This window comes from Caballeronia udeis, from assembly GCF_044909315.1.
Taxonomy (GTDB): domain Bacteria; phylum Pseudomonadota; class Gammaproteobacteria; order Burkholderiales; family Burkholderiaceae; genus Caballeronia; species Caballeronia udeis_A.
This window is the reverse complement of the sequence record NZ_JBIYEB010000008.1, coordinates 150,557-168,432: the sequence shown is the minus strand read 5'-3', so window position 1 is coordinate 168,432 and position 17,876 is coordinate 150,557. Positions and strand designations below refer to the sequence as shown.

Annotated in this window: 17 protein-coding genes and 1 riboswitch; of the genes, 9 read left to right on the top strand and 8 right to left on the bottom strand. The window is 62.1% G+C overall.

What is annotated here, in order from left to right; all coding sequences use genetic code 11:
• Positions 1-14: 14 nt before the first annotated feature.
• From ABH944_RS15550 to ABH944_RS15520, 7 genes are all read right to left on the bottom strand, one after another.
• Positions 15-521 (bottom strand): 6,7-dimethyl-8-ribityllumazine synthase, encoded by a 507-nt coding sequence (locus tag ABH944_RS15550; RefSeq protein WP_404607514.1) that lies wholly within the window; start codon positions 519-521, stop codon positions 15-17.
• Positions 522-623: 102 nt separating this feature from the next.
• A riboswitch (FMN riboswitch) is annotated at positions 624-808 on the bottom strand.
• Between the two features lie 103 nt (positions 809-911).
• Positions 912-1,763 carry an ABC transporter permease subunit gene (locus ABH944_RS15545; protein ID WP_404607515.1) on the bottom strand — a complete coding sequence of 284 codons (852 nt, stop codon included), beginning with the start codon at positions 1,761-1,763 and terminating at the stop codon, positions 912-914.
• Positions 1,763-2,554 carry a taurine ABC transporter ATP-binding protein gene (locus ABH944_RS15540; protein ID WP_404607517.1) on the bottom strand — a complete coding sequence of 264 codons (792 nt, stop codon included), beginning with the start codon at positions 2,552-2,554 and terminating at the stop codon, positions 1,763-1,765. The genes ABH944_RS15545 and ABH944_RS15540 overlap by 1 nt, the downstream gene beginning before the upstream one ends.
• A complete protein-coding gene (gene tauA / locus ABH944_RS15535; RefSeq protein ID WP_404607518.1) occupies positions 2,551-3,570 on the bottom strand; it encodes a taurine ABC transporter substrate-binding protein in 1,020 nt (339 codons plus the stop codon). The genes ABH944_RS15540 and tauA overlap by 4 nt, the downstream gene beginning before the upstream one ends.
• Positions 3,571-3,715: 145 nt before the next feature.
• Entirely contained in the window at positions 3,716-4,522 is an 807-nt protein-coding gene (locus ABH944_RS15530; protein ID WP_404607520.1) for an amino acid ABC transporter permease, read from the bottom strand.
• Positions 4,512-5,255 (bottom strand): ABC transporter permease subunit, encoded by a 744-nt coding sequence (locus ABH944_RS15525; RefSeq protein ID WP_404607521.1) that lies wholly within the window; start codon positions 5,253-5,255, stop codon positions 4,512-4,514. Before ABH944_RS15525 ends, ABH944_RS15530 begins: the two co-directional genes overlap by 11 nt.
• Before the next feature lies 1 nt (position 5,256).
• Positions 5,257-6,093, bottom strand: coding sequence for a transporter substrate-binding domain-containing protein (locus ABH944_RS15520; RefSeq protein ID WP_404607523.1), 837 nt, complete (start codon positions 6,091-6,093; stop codon positions 5,257-5,259).
• Positions 6,094-6,412: 319 nt separating this feature from the next.
• Here ABH944_RS15520 and ABH944_RS15515 point away from each other — a divergent pair, with 319 nt between their 5' ends.
• Genes ABH944_RS15515 through ABH944_RS15495 form a run of 5 tightly spaced genes read left to right on the top strand, consistent with a single transcriptional unit; the run spans position 6,413 to position 11,651 of the window.
• The gene (locus tag ABH944_RS15515) at positions 6,413-7,306 is read left to right on the top strand and encodes an amino acid ABC transporter ATP-binding protein (protein ID WP_404607524.1); all 894 of its coding nucleotides are present in this window, start codon (positions 6,413-6,415) and stop codon (positions 7,304-7,306) included.
• Positions 7,307-7,338: 32 nt separating this feature from the next.
• The gene (locus tag ABH944_RS15510) at positions 7,339-7,965 is read left to right on the top strand and encodes a cysteine dioxygenase family protein (protein ID WP_404607526.1); all 627 of its coding nucleotides are present in this window, start codon (positions 7,339-7,341) and stop codon (positions 7,963-7,965) included.
• On the top strand, positions 7,965-9,152 hold the full coding sequence (gene metC, locus ABH944_RS15505) for a cystathionine beta-lyase (protein WP_404607528.1): 1,188 nt from the start codon (positions 7,965-7,967) through the stop codon (positions 9,150-9,152). Before ABH944_RS15510 ends, metC begins: the two co-directional genes overlap by 1 nt.
• A gap of 34 nt (positions 9,153-9,186) precedes the next feature.
• Positions 9,187-10,833, top strand: a complete 1,647-nt coding sequence (locus ABH944_RS15500) for a rhodanese-like domain-containing protein (protein ID WP_404607529.1) — start codon at positions 9,187-9,189, stop codon at positions 10,831-10,833.
• The gene (locus ABH944_RS15495; protein ID WP_404607531.1) at positions 10,830-11,651 is read left to right on the top strand and encodes a transporter substrate-binding domain-containing protein; all 822 of its coding nucleotides are present in this window, start codon (positions 10,830-10,832) and stop codon (positions 11,649-11,651) included. Before ABH944_RS15500 ends, ABH944_RS15495 begins: the two co-directional genes overlap by 4 nt.
• Positions 11,652-11,698: 47 nt before the next feature.
• On the opposite strand, the gene ABH944_RS15490 is transcribed toward ABH944_RS15495, so the two are convergent.
• Complete coding sequence (locus ABH944_RS15490; RefSeq protein ID WP_404607533.1) at positions 11,699-12,889, bottom strand: porin; 1,191 nt, start codon at positions 12,887-12,889, stop codon at positions 11,699-11,701.
• Between the two features lie 279 nt (positions 12,890-13,168).
• Here ABH944_RS15490 and ABH944_RS15485 point away from each other — a divergent pair, with 279 nt between their 5' ends.
• From ABH944_RS15485 to ABH944_RS15470, 4 genes are all read left to right on the top strand, one after another.
• Entirely contained in the window at positions 13,169-14,611 is a 1,443-nt protein-coding gene (locus tag ABH944_RS15485) for an NAD(P)-binding domain-containing protein (RefSeq protein WP_404607535.1), read from the top strand.
• 176 nt (positions 14,612-14,787) lie between these two features.
• Entirely contained in the window at positions 14,788-15,879 is a 1,092-nt protein-coding gene (locus tag ABH944_RS15480; RefSeq protein WP_404607537.1) for an ABC transporter permease, read from the top strand.
• Positions 15,873-16,733: an ABC transporter ATP-binding protein gene (locus tag ABH944_RS15475; RefSeq protein WP_404607538.1), complete on the top strand. Its 861-nt coding sequence runs from the start codon at positions 15,873-15,875 to the stop codon at positions 16,731-16,733. Before ABH944_RS15480 ends, ABH944_RS15475 begins: the two co-directional genes overlap by 7 nt.
• 85 nt (positions 16,734-16,818) lie before the next feature.
• Positions 16,819-17,874, top strand: a complete 1,056-nt coding sequence (locus ABH944_RS15470; protein ID WP_404607540.1) for an ABC transporter substrate-binding protein — start codon at positions 16,819-16,821, stop codon at positions 17,872-17,874.
• Positions 17,875-17,876 lie beyond the last annotated feature (2 nt).

The window sequence follows — 17,876 nt, the reverse complement described above, 5'->3', positions numbered from 1 at the left end:
TGGCGCTGCCTTAGTTACCTGACGTTCGCGAGCGCTGCAACCTTGCGGATTGTATCGGCGCAAGCGGTTGCAGCTTCAACGCCTTTCACGACGAAATGCTCGCGGAAGAACTTCGTGTGTTCTTCGCCCGAGTGGAAGTGATGCGGCGTCAATACAGCGGACAAGACCGGCGTGCCCGTTTCCAGTTGCACCTGCATCAAGCCGGTGATGACAGCCTGCGCGACGAATTCGTGCCGGTAGATGCCACCGTCCACCACGAGCCCTGCCGCAACAATAGCCGCGTAGCCGCCGCGTTGAGCGAGCAGCTTCGCGTGCAGCGGGATTTCGAAGGCGCCGGCGACTTCGTAGAGATCGACGTCATCGCGACTGAACCCCTGTGCCTGGATGGCGTCGAGGAACGACGCTTTGCATTGGTCGACAATGTCGCGATGCCAGCACGATTGAATGAACGCGATACGTGCACGCGGCCTGGCTGCCGGACTAACGGCGGGATTGCTTTGGAGAGGTGTGGAGAGCGTCATAAATGTAAGCCTGTTTGTGTGAACAGGGCGAAGGACGGCATGGTCCCCAAGCGCAAATGCAGCAAATGCAGCAAATGCTTTCGCGCAAGAGGACACACGCCGTCCCGTTCTCTTTCATCCGGACTATGACCGTCGGCCCCGGGATCAAACCGGGTCTGCTGACCTTTGTGTTTCGCCATGCCTTCAGAGGAAAACCCCGTGCAAAACACAAAGCGCTCGCGGGCTACGCGCAGAAGCTGTGCGCGATTACCGCCGGTGGGGAGTTTCACCCCGCCCCGAGAACTTGTTCGTAGTGAACGGAACGTAAATTATCACGATTCTTAAAACCGCGCCGATACCCAGCGATGGCCATGGGGTCTCTTCCAGGCCATCGCCACGGACGGACACTGCTTAAACCTTCCCGCGCCAGGGCACCAACCGCCGCTCCAGTGCGCGCATACCGAGATCGAAAGTCCACGCGATCAATCCGATCAACACGATGCCCATCACCACGACATCGGTTCTGAGAAAGCTCGATGCGTTCAGCACCATTTGCCCAAGTCCGGCCGTTGCCGCCACCATCTCGGCCGCGACAAGCGTTGTCCACCCAAACCCGATAGCGATCCGCAAGCCTGTCAGGATCTCGGGCAACGCGGCGGGCAGAACGACAAAACGTACGACCTGCGCAAAGCTTCCGCCAAGTGAATACGCTGCGTTCACCTGCTCCGCGGTAGCGCTCCGGGCACCTGCCCGTGCCGCCATTGCAATGGGTGCGAAGCAGGCGAGATAGATCACGATCAGCTTCGCGGTTTCATCGATACCGAACCAGATCACGACCAGCGGTAAATAGGCGAGCGGCGGCAGCGGCCGGTAGAACTCCAACGGCGGATCGAGCAGGCCCCGCGCGATGCGGCTGACCCCCATCAGGATGCCGACAGGCACAGCCGTCACGCTGGCTAGCGCGAACGCGCCGAATACGCGGATGACGCTCCACAGTAAATGCTCGGACAGCGGCAGACCGCCTTGAATACGGCCATTCCATGCGTCGATGAATGCGCTCCACACCGCTTGCGGCGAGGGCAGGAACAGTGGCGCCACCCAATGAAATGACGTTGCCGCCCACCATAGCGCGGCAATGGCGGCCACCGACAGCACGCTCAGGACTGCAGTCGGACCTTCGCCCGGAAGGCCACGCCTTGGCTTGCGGCGGCGCTTTGCCTGAGACACGGTCACAGCAGGCGGCAGCGAGTCGATCGAACTCATCAACCCACCTCCTGCAGCGTAACGTGCGATCCGTCATGCAGTCGCCGAACCAGCCGCTCGCGCCATTCAATGAACGCGGGCGACGACTTCACCGCGCGTGCGTCGCGCGATTCGAGAAATTGCCGCGCAAACGGCAACGCGTGGCTTTCGGCAATGCGGCCGGGACCCGGCGTCATCAGGACCAGCCGCGTTGCGAGGAACAGCGCTTCTTCCACGCTATGCGTGATGAAGAAAATGGTCTTGCGGGTGCGGCCCCAGACATCGAGCACGAGTTCCTGCATGGTCTCGCGGGTGAGCGCGTCGAGCGCGCCCATCGGTTCATCCATCAGCAGCACCTGCGGATCGCTCGCAAGCGCGCGTGCAATCCCCACGCGTTGCTGCATGCCGCCCGAAAGCGCATACACCCGCGCGTTCGCGTGCTTTTCCAGGCCAACCAGGGCCAGCGTTTCGCGCGCTATCTCACGACGCTGCGTCCGCCCGACGCCCTGAAAACGAAGTCCGAGCGCGACGTTGTCAATCACATTCAGCCAGGGCATCAGCGCATATTTCTGAAACACGACGCCGCGTTCGGCGCCGGGCCCGGCAATCAACTCACCATTCAGACGCGCCTCGCCGGCAGTCGGATCGATGAAACCTGCGAGGCAGTTCAGCAAGGTTGTCTTGCCGCATCCGGAGGCGCCGAGCGCGACCACGAACTCGCCGCTGTCGATCTGCAGGTCGACGCCCTCCAGTGCAGCCGTTGTCGCGCCCTCATAGGTCACGCCGAGGCCGCGAATGTCCAGCGTGCTCATCGCGATGCTTGCTGTACGAAGCGTGGGTCGACGCCAACCGAATAATCGGGCAGCACGTTCTGGATCGTGCCTTGCGTCTTCAGGAAGGCCGCAGTGGCGGCCAACGACTTCGCGGCACCAGACAGAGCACCGCCGCCAAGCCAGGCCGGTGAAGCCTGCTCGGTGAGGGTCGGGAAGGCATAAAGCGCAAGACTTGCAGGCACGTCGGCAGCGGTCGCCCCCGATTCCTGCGCCACGTCCTGGACTTCCTTCGACCCGGCTGTCCAGGCAGTTTTGTTGTCGCGATACTCCGCGTCGGTAGCGGCGAGCACCTTGACCAGGCCCGTGACGAATGCACCGTTATCCTGCGCGAACTTGCGGCTGACGGCGAAACCGTCGAAGGTCGCCTTGCCGGTTTCCTTCGCGACTTCACCTGATGTAATCAGCACCTTGCCGTTCTTCTTGACCTTCGCCAGCACCGGGTCCCAGATATAGGTGGCGTCGATATCACCGCGTTCCCACGCCGCGGCCACTTCAGGCGGCCGCAAGTTCAGGATCTTTACCGTCGACGGATCGACCCCGGCGTTTTGCAACGCGACCAGCGCATGGAAGTGAGAGGTGGAGACGAACGGCAGGCCGATCTTCTTGCCCTTGAGATCAGTTATCCTGGTCACGCCCGAGCCGTCGCGGGCAACGAGCGCTTCAGCGTCATTGATGTTGTCGAGGATCCAGAACAGGGAAATGTCCACGCCTTGCGAGAGGCCGGCCGCGATCGGGCTGGAACCGGCTTCACCCAGCTGGATCGACCCGGATGCGAGCGCGCGGATCACATCGGCGCCGCTGCCGAGCTTGCGATACGTCACCTTGTAGCCCGTCGCTTTCTCGACTGCGCCGCTTACCTGGGCGTAACGCCACGGTACGACCATGTCCTGGTAACCGATCACGACTTCGCGTGACTGCGCATGAGCGGCGCTCGCGGCCACGGCGAAGAGTGCAACGCCGGCGCACGCGCGCAGGGAGGAGAGAAAGCGTTTCATCGGAAGCCCCGGTTCAAGTGTGTCTTGTGGAAGGGTTTCGACTATAAGCAATCCGCGCTCAAGCAGTTAGAAGCATTCGTGCGTTGCAAATGACGTTGCTCAAGCGTTGCTTTGCACGTTGTGCCGGAAGTATCGAGCCCGCTTTTTATGCGGTCCTCAGCCGCTTTTCAAATGTGCGCGTGAGCCACGAAATGGGATAGCAGTAGGCGAAGAAGATCACGAGCGTCGCAATGTACGTCAGCACGGTAAAGCTGCTGCGTGCAACTGTACTGCTGGCAATCTGCGCGGTGTCCAGCAGGTCGTGGATGCCGACCAGCGACGACAGCGCGGTGCCCATGGTGATGATGGCGTACACGTTCATCCACGGCGGCAACATACGGCGCACGCATTGCGGCACGACAATTTTCAGCAGGATCTGCCGGCGGGAGAACGCCAGCGAAGCGGCGGCTTCCCACTGCGCGGAAGGGATGGACGCCACCGCGCCGCGAAATACTTCCGCTATGTTTGCGCTCGCCGGCAGGGCGAGCCCAAGCGTCACTTTGAGCCAGTCGGGAAACGGCACAATGGTGCCGAACACATGGATCTCGAAGGGAAAGACATAGGTGGTGAAATAGATCAGCACAAGCCACGGCGCATTGCGAAACGCGACAATCCACATTCTTGCCAGCCGCCCCGCGAATGATTTCGACATCGCGAGCGCGCCCGCAAGCAGCCCGAGCACCGTCCCAATGAAAATCGCGCCAATGCTGATCAGCACGTTCATGGCGAAGCCGTGGAGCAGCGCCGGCGTCCATTCAACGAAGCGTGCCAGCGTCTCGCCACGCGAGCCGGCATCGGGCGCGAGCGACCACAACGCGGCGCCGGCCGCGAGCACGCCGACCACGCCATAAATGCCCGGTGGCAAGCGCGTGATGGCGAGCTTGCCTGCGGTGGAAGCGGAATCAGTAGCCATAGCCGGGAACCCTGTAACGACGTTCGAGCCAGCGGCCGGCTAGCGTGACCAGCCACGTGAGCACGCCGAAGAACGCGAGAATCAGCAGCATCAACGCCAGCACATTGTCGCGCTGGGTCCAGATCATGATGGACTGGTAGGTGACGTCCCCCACCGCGATAGCCGATGCCACCGCCGACGCTTTCACCAGTTCCACCATGTTGTTGACGAGCGCCGGCAGCGCCGCGCGCAACGCGAGCGGCAGCTCGATGCGCCAGAAACGGGTGGCACGGCTGAGCCCAAGCGAAGCCGCACCTTCCAGCGTTTGAGAAGGCAGTGCGTCGAAGCCGGCACGCAGCGCTTCCGCGTGAAATGCCGCCTTGTGCAGCGACAATACGAGCACGACCCAGAAGAAGGGCTTGAACGGGTTATCAATACCGCGCGCATGCAGCCATTGCGTGATCAGCATGTTCAGCACGAGAAACGCGCAGTAGAGCTGCACCAGCGTGGGGGTATTGCGGGTGACTTCGATGAAACCGTGCGCCAGCCCGGAGACCAGCCGGCTGCGGCCGCGCAGTGCGAGCAGCAGCACGAGCCCGGCAACGGCGCTGGCCGTCATGGTCGAGACAATGATCTCGATACTGACGCCCAGGCCCTGCACGAAGGGCACGCGCTCGTAGTCGTCGAGCAGGAAACGGTAGTCAAGCCCAAGACGCGCTGTCGCCGTGATGAAGCCGTGCAGCAGCGTGTCCATGCTAGTTCTCCGCAGACAATTGACGATGCCACTCGGCCAGCGCGGGCGAGGGCGGGTTGAGACCGTTCTTCGCTTCGGTCGCGATAAACCAGCCGTTGCGATGCAGGTCACGCACGAACGTATCCAGCTTCGCGGCGGTATCGTGCTCGCCCTGACGCACCCAGATCACCGACGGTGCCGGCTCTATCTCCGGTTGCAGTGCACGGTAGTCACGCCACTCCGGGTCGCTCTGCAATAACGGATAAAGCAGCGGTGCGGCGTCATGAACGGCGGCGACGCAACTCCCGCCGCGCAACGCGAGCAACGACTGGGACGAGCCTGGGAAGGCCCTCGGAATCGCGCCGTAGCGTTCCACTATGAGGCGAATATAACTACTGCCTTGCGAGATGCACACCGGCTTGCCGCGCAAGTCTTCCCAGCGCGTAATACCACTGGTCTTAAGGGTGATTGCCGTGCCGCCGACCCGGTAGTAGGGCGTCGCTACGTGGTCCAGGATCTCACCGCGCTGGGCGTTGTATTCCATGTTCGCGATCAGGATGTCGACCTTGCCCTGCTGAAGAAACTGAACCCGCGTGGAAGGCAGCACGGACACGAGTTGCACCTTCGCACCCAATCTTTTACCGAGTTCGTTGGCCAGGTCTACATTGAAACCGCGGGGTTGCTGGGTCGCGGGATCGAGTGAACCGAACGGACTGCCGCCGATCATCACTCCCACCGTGAGTTCATGGCGGGAGTTGATTTTGTCGAGGGTGGCGTCCGCGTGTGCGGTAAAGGACGCGGTCATGGCCGATGCCAGCGCAATGGGGGCAATCAGGCGGCGGAGGTTCGTCAGGATCATGGAGATGAAAACGGCAGGAGAGCCGGACAGAATAGGTAATCGCCGGCGCATCGCCAAGGAAGCGAATCTGCTAAGCAAATCACCGGGTGGTGGTTTAAGGCTCCAAAAAAACGCATGCAGGAGTTTGGTGCATCTTTAGCAAGCGGGCTGCTATCGATTCGAGGAATGCTTGGTTATCGAAAAGGGGCATGGTTCTTAAAATCTTCGCTCCAGCATGCTTTCGTGCGCTTTGGAAGGAAACCCGCGATGACACACTTGATGCTTTTGAAACGTGCGGTCAGCGCTCCTGTTCCCTGTTAACAACACCTGAGGAGGTCGCATGAATCGACTAGCGCTCGCGCTCGACCCGCTTCAAGATGCTTCGGCGACGGCGCATGCACCGTCGCGCCAGGGCGGCGCCGCGAGTGCCGACCCCGTGCTGGTTTCATTGCGCGATGTCCACCTCTCCTACGGCCCGGTGCATGTGCTCAAGGGTATCGACCTGAGCGTGCGGCGAGGCGAAGCCGTCTCCATCATCGGGCCTTCGGGCTCGGGCAAGTCAACGCTTTTGCGTGTCATCAACGGCCTGATTGCGCCGCAGCAGGGCGACGTGCACGTCGACGGAATCGATGTCCGCGCGCAGCGCACCGACGCGCAGAAGATCGCGCTGCGCAAGCGCATCGGCTTTGTGTTCCAGCAGTACAACCTATTTCCGCACCTGAACGTGCTCGCCAACCTGACCATTGCACCCATGAGCGTGCTCGGGCGCTCTCGCGCCGAAGCCGAGCACGACGCGCACGCGCTGCTCGCGAAGGTGCGTCTGGCAGACAAGGCCCGTGCGTATCCGGGTGAATTGTCCGGAGGCCAGCAGCAGCGTGTCGCGATTGCACGAACGCTTGCGATGCGGCCCGACCTCATTCTCTTCGACGAAGTGACCTCCGCGCTCGATCCGGAAACGGTGGGCGAAGTGCTGACGGTGATTGGCGAATTGGTGGACGACGGCCAGACCTGTGTGCTGGTCACGCATGAAATGCGTTTCGCCGAAGAGGTTAGCGACGAAGTGTTTTTCACCGAGGCCGGCGTGATTGTCGAGCACGGCGCGCCGTCGCAGATTTTCAGCGCCCCGGAGAATGAACGCACGCGCCTGTTCCTGCAACGGGCACGCGGCGAGGACCGGCGTGCACTGCGCAAACGCTCGCGAAGCGGTGCGGCCCTGGCTTTGGCCACTCCCTGATTCCCGCAAAACCATTACGAACCTATCCTGACATGACCACAACCCCCACACCCGATCAAATTGGCGAACGCCAGGCCGCTGTTACCGCATTGCTGGACCATGTACGTCATATTGTGGAGAAGCAGGGCGTGACGCGCGCCGCGCTCGGTGCCATCAGCAATCACCTGCAGGCGCTTGCCGTGGACCACGCCGGGTTGTTCTCCGCCGCAGATTTCCCGCCGCCGCAAGCGGGCAGCGGGGACACGTCGACGCGATACCGGTTGAATCCCGGCGAGGACGGGTTCGCGCTGTATCTCAACTCGCTGCTGCCCGGCAAGACCACGATTCCGCATAACCACGATACATGGGCGGTCATTGCGGCACTCGAGGGCGAGGAGCTGAATCGTGTCTATAACCGTACAGACGACGGTGCCGACCCCGAGCGCGCCACGCTCGATCTCGACCGTGAAGTGGTGGTGCGTCCGGGCACACCGATCGCGTTTCTGCCCGAAGACATTCACAGCATCCATGTAACGGGTGAAAGACCCACGCTGCATTTCCATCTCTACGGGCGGCCGCTGGAAACACTTTCCGGCCGGCTCGGCTATGAACTCGATACAGGACGTGCGGTGCGCTACAACACAACTCACATGCATCGCGGCACGCAGGCGGTTGGCTGATGACGTCCCCTGCGCAGCGCAAAGCGACGCGTCTGATGCGCGCCGGTGCGCCGGCGTTTATTGATGGCACTGCACCGGTCAATGTGCCGGTCGAGCGCACGAGCACAGTGCGTTTCGAGAGCACGTCGAGTCAGGCGGCGCTGCATAAACGGCGTGAGGCAGGGGAGGCGGTCAGCACCTATGGACGGCATGGCACGCAAACGCACCGGGCGCTGGAAGCGGCCATCGGCGAACTGGAAGGAGCGCGTGACGTGCTGCTTGCCCCGTCAGGTCTGTCCGCAATCTCGTTGGTGTTCATCGGCTTGTTGTCGCCGGGCGATCATGTGCTCATGCACGACGGCGTTTATGGGCCCGTGCGTGAACGGATCGAACCGCTGCTTACGCGGCTCGGTGTCGCCTTCAGCTATTTCAGTGCGGCGGACGGCTTGCCGCATCAGCTGCTTCAAGCCAACACGCGCCTGATCTATGCAGAGTCGCCGAGTTCGTTCCTGTACGAGATCGTGGATCTCCCGGCGCTTGCGGACTTCGCTCACGAACAAGGGGTCTTGCTCGCCGCCGACAACACGTGGGGCGCGGGCTTGCTCCATCAACCGCTGGCGCTGGGCGCGGATATCTCCATCCAGGCCCTCACCAAGTATCTGGGCGGACATTCGGACCTGATGCAGGGCGCGGTATCGACCGTTGATGCCGCAATCGGGCAGCGCTTGAGAGAGGCTCACGACGCACTGGGCTTAAGCGTCAGCGCCGACGACGCCTACCTTGCATTGCGCGGCATCCGTACGCTGCCCGTACGCCTCGCGCAACACGCGCGCGGCGCGTTTGCCGTGGCGTCCTATCTGCAACGCGTACGCCAGGTCACACGCGTTTTCCATCCGGCGTTGGCCACGGATCCCGGACACGCATTGTGGTCGCGTGATTTCCACGGCGCGAACGGGCTGGTCTCGTTCGCCTTGCGTGATGCCGATACCAGCCTCGCAGCCGCTTTCATCGACGCGTTGCAGCTATTCAGCCTTGGCGCGTCATGGGGCGGTTATGAAAGCCTCGCGCTGATCGCTCCGCCGCGGCGCTTGCGCACGCATAGCTACTGGCAGGGACAGGAAGCCGTGATCCGGTTGCATGTCGGGCTGGAAGACGCGGACGATCTCATCCTCGACCTCGCACAAGCATTTCGCAGCGTGCTGTCCTGAATCGCTGTTCACCTCTCATTGCGACCCTGCTCAAATGACCTCAATCCGAAACGATGTGGATGATGTGGCTTTCGTCGATGCCTCCACTGTCCGCGCATGGCTCAATGACGAAGCCGAAATCGCCTTGCTCGATGTCCGCGAAGCCGGGCAATTCGGCGAAGGGCATCCGTTCTTCGCGACCCCGTTGCCCTACAGCCGGCTGGAAATAGATGCGCCGCGACTGGTGCCGGGACCCGGCACGCGGATCGTCCTGCTTGACGATGGCGAATACGCCGGTCGCGCAAGTATTGCGGTACTCGCGGCACGGCGCCTGAGCGCGCTCGGTTACACCAAGGTGTCCGTGCTGCGCGATGGCGCACGCGGCTGGCTGGCGGCGGGTTATACGCTGTTCAAAGGCGTGAACCTGCCATCGAAGACCTTTGGCGAACTCGTCGAACAAGCGCAGGGAACGCCGCATCTTTCGCCGGAGGAGCTTGCGGTTCTGATCGAAGAAGGACGGGCTCATGCGTTGTTCGATGGACGCACGCTCGACGAACATCGAAAGATGACGATCCCCGGCGCGGTTCCCGTGCCGAACGGAGAACTGGCATACCGGATCGGAACGCTTGTAGCCGACCCGGCCACGCCGATCGTGATTCATTGCGCCGGCCGCACGCGCAGCATCATTGGTGCGCAGACCTTGCGCAATCTGGGTGTGCCGAATCCGGTGATTGCGCTGGAGAATGGCACGCAAGGCTGGGCGCTTGCGCGGCTCAAGCTTGAACATGGCAGCGAGCGCCGCTACCCGGATATCCTGAACGAAGCGTCGGTTGCCGAGGCGCGCACGCGTGCGGCTACGCTAGCTGCGCGCTTTGACGTTGCGACGCTCGACGCTTCGGCTGCGCAGGAATGGCTTGATGATCCGGACCGGACGACCTTTCTGATCGATGTCCGCACGCCGGAAGAGTTTGCGCGCGACGGTCTGCCGAGCGCCATCCATGCGCCGGGAGGGCAATTGGTGCAGGCGACTGACCAGACCATTGGCGTACGGCGTGCCCGCGTGCTGCTGGTTGATTACGACGGCGTACGTGCTCCCGTGATTGCTACGTGGCTCGTGCAACTCGGATTTGAAGCCGCGTTGGTCGATGCCCCCAATGCAACTACGCTACACGTCGGCAAGCGGATTGCACCGGTGCAATCGCCCTTGCCGCTGCTCGATACTGTAGCCTTGCGCGAGGCGGCGACGGGCCATGTGCTGCTGCTCGATTTGCGATCGAGCGCGGCTTACCGGCGGGAACATGCTGCTGGTGCGCACTGGTCGATTCGTCCGCAACTCGCCAGCACGCTGGCGGCGCTCAAGGCCGCACCGGGCGACACGCTGCTGTTATTCGCAGATGAACCGGCGGTTGCGAACATTGCGGCAACCGACCTGCGCGAGTGGGGTTTCACCTCGCTGTATCTCGCGGCCAACGGAATCGACACCTGGAAAAAAGCGGGCTTGCCCGTGGTATCGACGCCCGATCTTCCTGCCGATGCAGCGCGTATCGACTACCTGTTTTTTGTTCACGACCGCCACGATGGCAACCTCGACGCCGCCCGCCGGTATCTCGATTGGGAGACGGGTCTGATCGCGCAGTGCGCGCCGGACGAGCTCGCTGTTTTCCGTATCGATACACCCGCTACAGAAAGTCCCAGCCGATGAAATTTCGCTTCACCACCTTATTGAGCTTTACTCTGACTGCGCTTGCACTCTCGCAAGGCGCTCACGCCGACGCCACCCTCGACCGGATCAAGTCACGCGGCACGCTGACGGTCGGGGTCGTGCTCGACGGCAACTACGGTTCACTCGATCCGGAGACTCGCAAGCCCGTCGGCTACAACGTCGAACTTGCCCAGGACCTTGCTAAACGCCTCGGCGTAAAGTTTGAAGCCGTGGAAGTCACACCGCCGAACCGCGTGCAATTCCTTCAGCAAGGCAAGGTTGATGCGCTGATCGCGAGCATGCAATACACCAGGGAGCGCGACGAGATACTGAGTTATGTGCCCACGCCGTTCGAGGAGATCGGCGGCTCGGCCATGGTTCACAAGGGGGCGGGTATTCACAACTGGAGCGATCTGCGCGGCAAGCCGGTTTGCGTTTCGCAAGGGAGCAACTACACGCGCCCGCTGATTGAACAATACGGGGCACAGGTCAAGGGTTTCAAGGGCATGCCCGAAGCGCTGCTGGCGTTGCGCGGCGGGACGTGCGTGGCGTCGGTTCATGTGACCCCTGGCATTCAGGCGCGGCTCGCCAGCACTTCGGGCGAATGGCAGGACTACGAGTCCCCCATCGCTGACCAACTGATTCCATCGCCTTCGGTAATTTGGGTGCGCAAGGGCGAGACAGACACGGTCGCGGCTTTCGACAAGATTGTGAAGGAGTGGCACCGGAGCGGTTTTCTCATCGATGAGGGCAACAAGTGGCATATGCCGCCCTCGAAGCAATTGCTCGCGTGGCATCAGGAGTATTCGTCGAAATGAGTGAAGGGCCAAGGGCCGGTCGTGCCGCACCGGCCTTTCAAACCCGCTTAGAACCTGGCCCGAATGCCGCTGAAGATGGCGACTTGCCGGTTGGTCGATGACGCTGTTCCCGCATCCGCAATAGCGGCGATCTTGCTATAGCCGCTACCTACACGCGTAGAGGCATCGCCGGAGGCCAGCTGGTACACGCCTGACAGATACAACTCGGTCCGCTTCGAGAGCGCGTAGTCCAGGCCCAGCGTGAACTGATGCCAACGCGGCTTGAGCGTGGCGCCGCTGGTTCCCGGCAGTCCGTTGGCGCGGCCGTCTGTGAATGTGTACACGCCGATCAGCGTGGTGGCGCTCGTCAACAGGTAGCGCAGGTTGGCGTCGTAGTTGTTGAACTTGCGCGAAGAGCCGTCGTTGTAGTCGAGTTGCGTATGGCTGAACGCGAAGCCCGCAGTGGCCTTGCCGATTGCATAGTTTGCTCCGCCCACTGCTATCTGTTGGCGTGCTACGCCGCCGTTGAGGCCGTAGAAGAGCGCGCCGCTGTAGTCGTCCCCTGTGGTCGTGGTCGCACCGCCCACAGCGCCGCTGGTATTCGACGTACTGTCCGGATGGTTCAGCACGACATACCCGGCGCCTGCCGAAAGCGGACCCGCTACGTAGTTCGCTGACACGCCCCACGCGCGGTTATTGCTGAAGCCCTGGCCGGTGCCGTTGTTTGCCTGGTTGCTGAACGCGTACAGCGTATCGAGCGTAAATCCGGAGAATGAGTCGCTGCGGAACTTGACGGCGTTGTTGACGCGGAAGGTTTGGTTCAGGTTGTCGTTGTCGCCTACGTGCGTCGCGGGGGACCAGAAGCCTGAGCCCGCATATTGCGCGACGAGATCGGCCAGCGGCTCGTACTGGCGTCCTAGCGTGACTGTGCCTATGCCGGTCTTGGTCAGGCCCACGAACGCTTGCCGGCCAAACTCGCGGCCGCCTTGCCCCAGTGTGCCGTCGTTAGGGCGAAAGCCGTTCTCCAACGTGAAGACCGCGGCAAGGCCGCCGCCCAGGTCTTCGGTGCCCTTGAGGCCCCACCGGCTGCCGCTCAGCTTGCCGCTGGTCTGCTGGATGTTCTTTGCGCCCTTCTGGTTGTTGGTGTAAGCAATCCCGGCATCGACTATTCCATATAGCGTGACCGAGTTCTGCGCCTGCGACATTCCAGGCGCTATAACCAGCATTCCGGCGGCGCTCGCGAGTACGGCTCGTTTCATTGTTGTCCTCTTGTTCCAAGTGTTTTTAAGGAATTTTTCGGACCCGATATTAGGGTTTGGCGACACTGGAACGAACGATGAATTTAAACTTCGTAATGCAGATGATCGTGATTTGTAATGTACTGACGAGGTAATTTGAAAATAAGATGTAAGCGCTGTTTCCCTGGTCGATGTGTTCCGCAAAATGCGTCTAAGCAAAGTTGAATTGCTTGGTTGCCAGCACGCGTGTCCCTTTTCAATATCTCGACCATCTCTCTCTTTCCTGATCGACCTCACGCAATGACAATCACCTCCAATCCCGATGCAACGGCCCTCGAAGCGCTGCGCCTGTCAGGTCCCGACCCGGATAACTGGGTGCCGGACCGGGCGGGTATCGACCACAACGTAGTGATCGTCGGTGGTGGACAGACCGGCGCCGCATTCGCTTTCGCGCTGCGGCGCGCGGGTATTGGCAAGGTGTCGGTGATCGATGCGGCAACTGACGAAGCGGGTGCCGGCGTATGGCTTAACCGGGCGCGCATGAACAAACTGCGTACGCCGAAGACGCTCGTAGGGCCGGAGCTCAGCATCGCGGGATTGAGCTTTCAGACATGGTTCGAAGCGCGTTGGGGAGCGGCGGCGTATGCGGATATCGACCGGATTCCCCGCGCGCGCTGGGCCGAATATCTCGGGTGGTATCGCCACTTCCTGAAGATCCCGATTCGCTACGGCACGCGTCTCGCGCGGATAGAACCGGTGGACTCGCACTTCCGTTTGCGTCTGCTGAACGCTACGGGCGACGAGCATGTAGAGACGGCACGCAAGGTCATCCTGTGCAACGGAGTCGCCGGCAACGGCGCCGCGCAGGTACCGCCTGTGTTGCACGAGAACCTGCCGCGCACGCTTTACGCGCATACCTCGGAGGCCATCGATTTCAAGGCGCTGCGGGATAAGACGGTAGCGGTGATCGGCGGTGCGGCGTCCGCCTTCGACGCGGCCGCGACGGCACTGGAAGCGGGCGCCGCGCAGGTGCATCTCTTTGTGCGTCGTGACGCGGTTCCCGCCGTGCCTATTACGCGTACCCGAGCGTATCCGGGTGCGTACGACAACTACCCGCAGTTGCCGGACGCTTTGCGCTGGCGTCAGGCGTTGCGCTTCCGGAAGGCAGGCTCCACGCCACCGGTCGATGCCGTTGAACGCGTGACGAAGCATCCGAACTTCCATCTGCATCTTGGCGCGGCCTGGAGCCACGCCAGCGTGGAGGGTGGGCGTATTGCCGCGCGGCTGGGCAACGAGCAGTTCCAGTTCGACTTTGCCATCGCGGGTACGGGCTACCTTGTCGACCCGGTTGTGCGGCCCGAACTCTCAGCGGTATCGAAGGACATTCTCTTGTGGCGCGACCGGTACGTTCCTGAGGATCACGAGCGCGACGACTATCTCGGCGCTCATCCGTATCTTGGCGCGGCGCACGAATATCTGGAGAAAGTCCCCGGAACGGCGCCTCATCTGGCGAACCTGCACGTGTACAACCCCGCGGGTCTTGTCAGCTTCGGCGTGCCGGTAGGCGACGTGCCAAGCATGAAGCGCGATATCCCGGCGGTGGTGAGCCGGATCAGCCGCGATCTTTTCCTCGCCGATCTCGATCGTCACGAGGTGCGCCTGAACGGCGACGTGCCTCCGGATTTCAACGAAACGCTCTATGCGCATAGCGTGTGGCAAGGCGAGAAGGCCGGCATCGCCTGAACAAATCATGCAATCGATAAAGCGCGTGAGCTCATAAACATATCGAAAACGAATAATTGTTAAGAGACCGAAGCGTCGCTAGTCTTGGTGTTTGTAGCGACGTAACGCGCTGTGGAAACCCGGGCTCCCATGCTGTGCATGGAGCTTCTTTCAACGTAACGAGGGCCTTCCCCATCATGTCCGGCACTCCTCATTTCGATTCAGCCTCCGGACACCCCGGCGTGGGCTTCCAGCCGCAAGCGGCGGGCATCCGGACGCAACCGGCCCGCGGGAGCGCGGCGTCTTCGCGCGGGACGGGCAGGAACCTGCTGCCGGCGTGGCTGGCCGCGCTCGCGTGGCTTGTGAGCGCTGGTCTCACGCACTGGTGGCCTGACGCCGATGACTGGCCCTACACCGGTCATCTCCTGGTCCTCAAGCTGGTGCTCGCAGTGACCGCGCTGCTGATAGGCGGGACGGCGCGCAGAAGCCTCCTGGTGCGTCAGCTCGATGGCTCTCCATCACGCGCCGAACGATGGCTCGCGGCCATGCCCTGGCTCGTCGCGCTCGCAGTGGGCGTGACGGCCTGGGAAGTACTCACTGCGAAACTCGAATGGCTGCCCCGGCCGTTCTTTGCTCCGCCGCAATCGCTGATCGCCGTTTTTTTCGATGATTTCCCGCGTCTTGGTTCAAGCATCGCCCATTCATTCGGATTGCTTGCTTACGGTTATGTGATCGGAGCCGTGGTGGGTTTTGTGACGGGAGTTGGCATCGGCTGGTCGCGGGTGGTGGGGTACTGGCTGCATCCGGTATTGAGACTGATCGGTCCATTGCCTGCTACCGCCTGGTTGCCGCTGGCGTTCTTTTTCTTTCCGTCGAGCTTCAGCGCGAGTGTGTTCCTGATTGCGCTCGCCACCGGCTTCCCCGTGGCCGTGCTCACGTGGTCGGGCGTGGCGGGAGTCAACAGCGCGTTCTACGACATCGCCCGCACATTGGGCGCACGGCCCGGCTTCCTGATCCTGAAGGTCGCGATACCGGCCGCGTTGCCGTCCGTGTTCGTCGGGCTTTTCATGGGACTGGGCGCGTCGTTTTCCGTGCTGATCGTGGCGGAGATGATGGGCGTCAAAGCCGGGCTCGGCTGGTATTTGCAATGGGCGCAGGGATGGGCGGCTTATTCGAACATGTACGCCGCGTTGCTGGTGATGGCGCTGATGTGTTCCGGGCTGATCACACTGCTGTTCCGCTTTAGAGACCGGTTACTCGCCTGGCAGAAGGGGTTGTTGAAATGGTAAGCACGCAAGGCATCGCGCAAGCAGCGCAGCCGGCATTCAAAGCCGCGGCAACCGATGCGCGTATCGACGTCAGCGACGTCAGCCACCGGTTCTCGCTGCACGGCGCAGCGCTGCCGGTTCTCGATGACGTCAGCTTTTCGGTCGCCCCGGGTGAGTTCGTCGCGTTGCTCGGGCCGAGCGGTTGCGGCAAGTCGACCTTGCTCAGGCTGGTTGCCGGACTCGATACCCCGGCGGTTGGCACGGTGTCGTCGAACGGGGTCGCCATACGCGGTCCGGACCCGTCGCGGGTCGTGGTGTTCCAGGACCCGACCTTGTATCCGTGGCGCACGGTACGCGCCAATGTTGGTCTTGGTCCGGAGGCGCAGCGAAGGCGCAGGCGGTTTTCGTGGAGCAGGAACCGGTCGGTCGAGGCTCTACCGGCAGGGGAGCGTTCGGCGGAACAACGCATCGACGCCGCGTTGCAACTGGTCGGCCTGACCGACTTCGAAGCGGCGTATCCGCATCAGTTGTCCGGCGGCATGGCACAGCGTGTTGCGCTGGCGCGCGCGCTTGTCAACGATCCCGAATTGCTTGTACTCGATGAGCCCTTCGGCAAACTGGACTCTCTTACGCGGCTGCGTATGCAGGGAGAGCTGGTGAAGTTGTGGCTGGATGCGCGCTTCTCCGTCCTGCTGGTGACACACGATGTGGAAGAGGCGCTGTTCCTCGCGAACCGGGTGATTGTTTTCAGCGAGCGGCCGGCGCGGGTGACGGCGGAAGTGCGCAATGACGCGCCGTATCCGCGCCATCGCGACGACCCCAAGCTGGTTGAACTCAGGCGCGAAGTGCTTGCGTTACTCGGTCTGGTTGCTTGAGGCGGCAGGTGCATTGGCAACTGAGTCACCCGACCGGAACACGTAGACAAGCCAACAATAACGAACGACCCGTGGAGAATGTTTGATGAATCGTCCTGATGCCGATGGTGGCGAGCGCGCCCCCGTGCCGGAGAATATTTCGCGCCGTGCGTGGCTGCGCAAGACTGCGTGGACCGCTGGGGCGGCAGCACTTGGCGGGGCGTCGTTTGGCCTTGCCGGACTGCCTGCGCGTGCCGACGACAGCACGTTGAAACAGTTGAAGTTGTCGTGGAATGCCGGATCGATTTGTACGGCGCCGGTGCCGGTGGCGGTGAAGCAAGGCTTCTTTGCCAAGCGTGGCCTGGACGTCGAGCTGATCAACTTCGCCGGGTCGACGGATCAACTGCTCGAAGCCATTGCGACCGGCAAGTCGGATGCCGGTGTTGGCATGGCGCTGCGGTGGATCAAGCCGCTGGAACAGGGCTTCGACGTCAAGCTCACTGCCGGCATTCACGGCGGCTGCATGCGCCTGCTCGCGACGCGCAGTTCGGGAATTGTCGATCTGCCGGGCTTGCGCGGCAAGATAGTGGGCGTGAGTGACATGGCCAGCCCTACCAAGAACTTCTTTTCCATCACGCTGAAGAAGATCGGCATTGATCCGGATAGCGAGGTTCGCTGGCGGCAGTACCCTGCCAACCTGCTGGGCGAGGCATTGAAGAAGGGCGAGGTTCACGCGATTGCGGACGGAGACCCGACCATCTGGCTGCTGCGCGAATCGGATCATTTGTACGAGGTCTCCAATAACCTGTGCGGCGAGTATCAGACGCGGGTGTGCTGCGTGCTTGGTGTGCGTGGGACGCTGGTGAGGAAGGATCGTGCGGCGGCCCAGGCGTTGACGCAGGCTTTGCTCGACGCAACGGAATGGACTGCGAACCATCCCGCGGAAGCGGCGACGATCTTTGCGAAGTACGCGCCGCAAGCGGACGTGGCGCAGTTGACGGCCATGCTCAAGAGCCATACGGACCATCATCATCCGACCGGCGACGCGTTCAAGAAGGAAATCGCGCTGTACGCGGATGATTTGAAGACCGTGGGCGTGTTGAACGGCAGCACGGATTCGGCCCACTTCGCAAACCGCGTGTTCTCGGATGTGCTGGTTTAGAG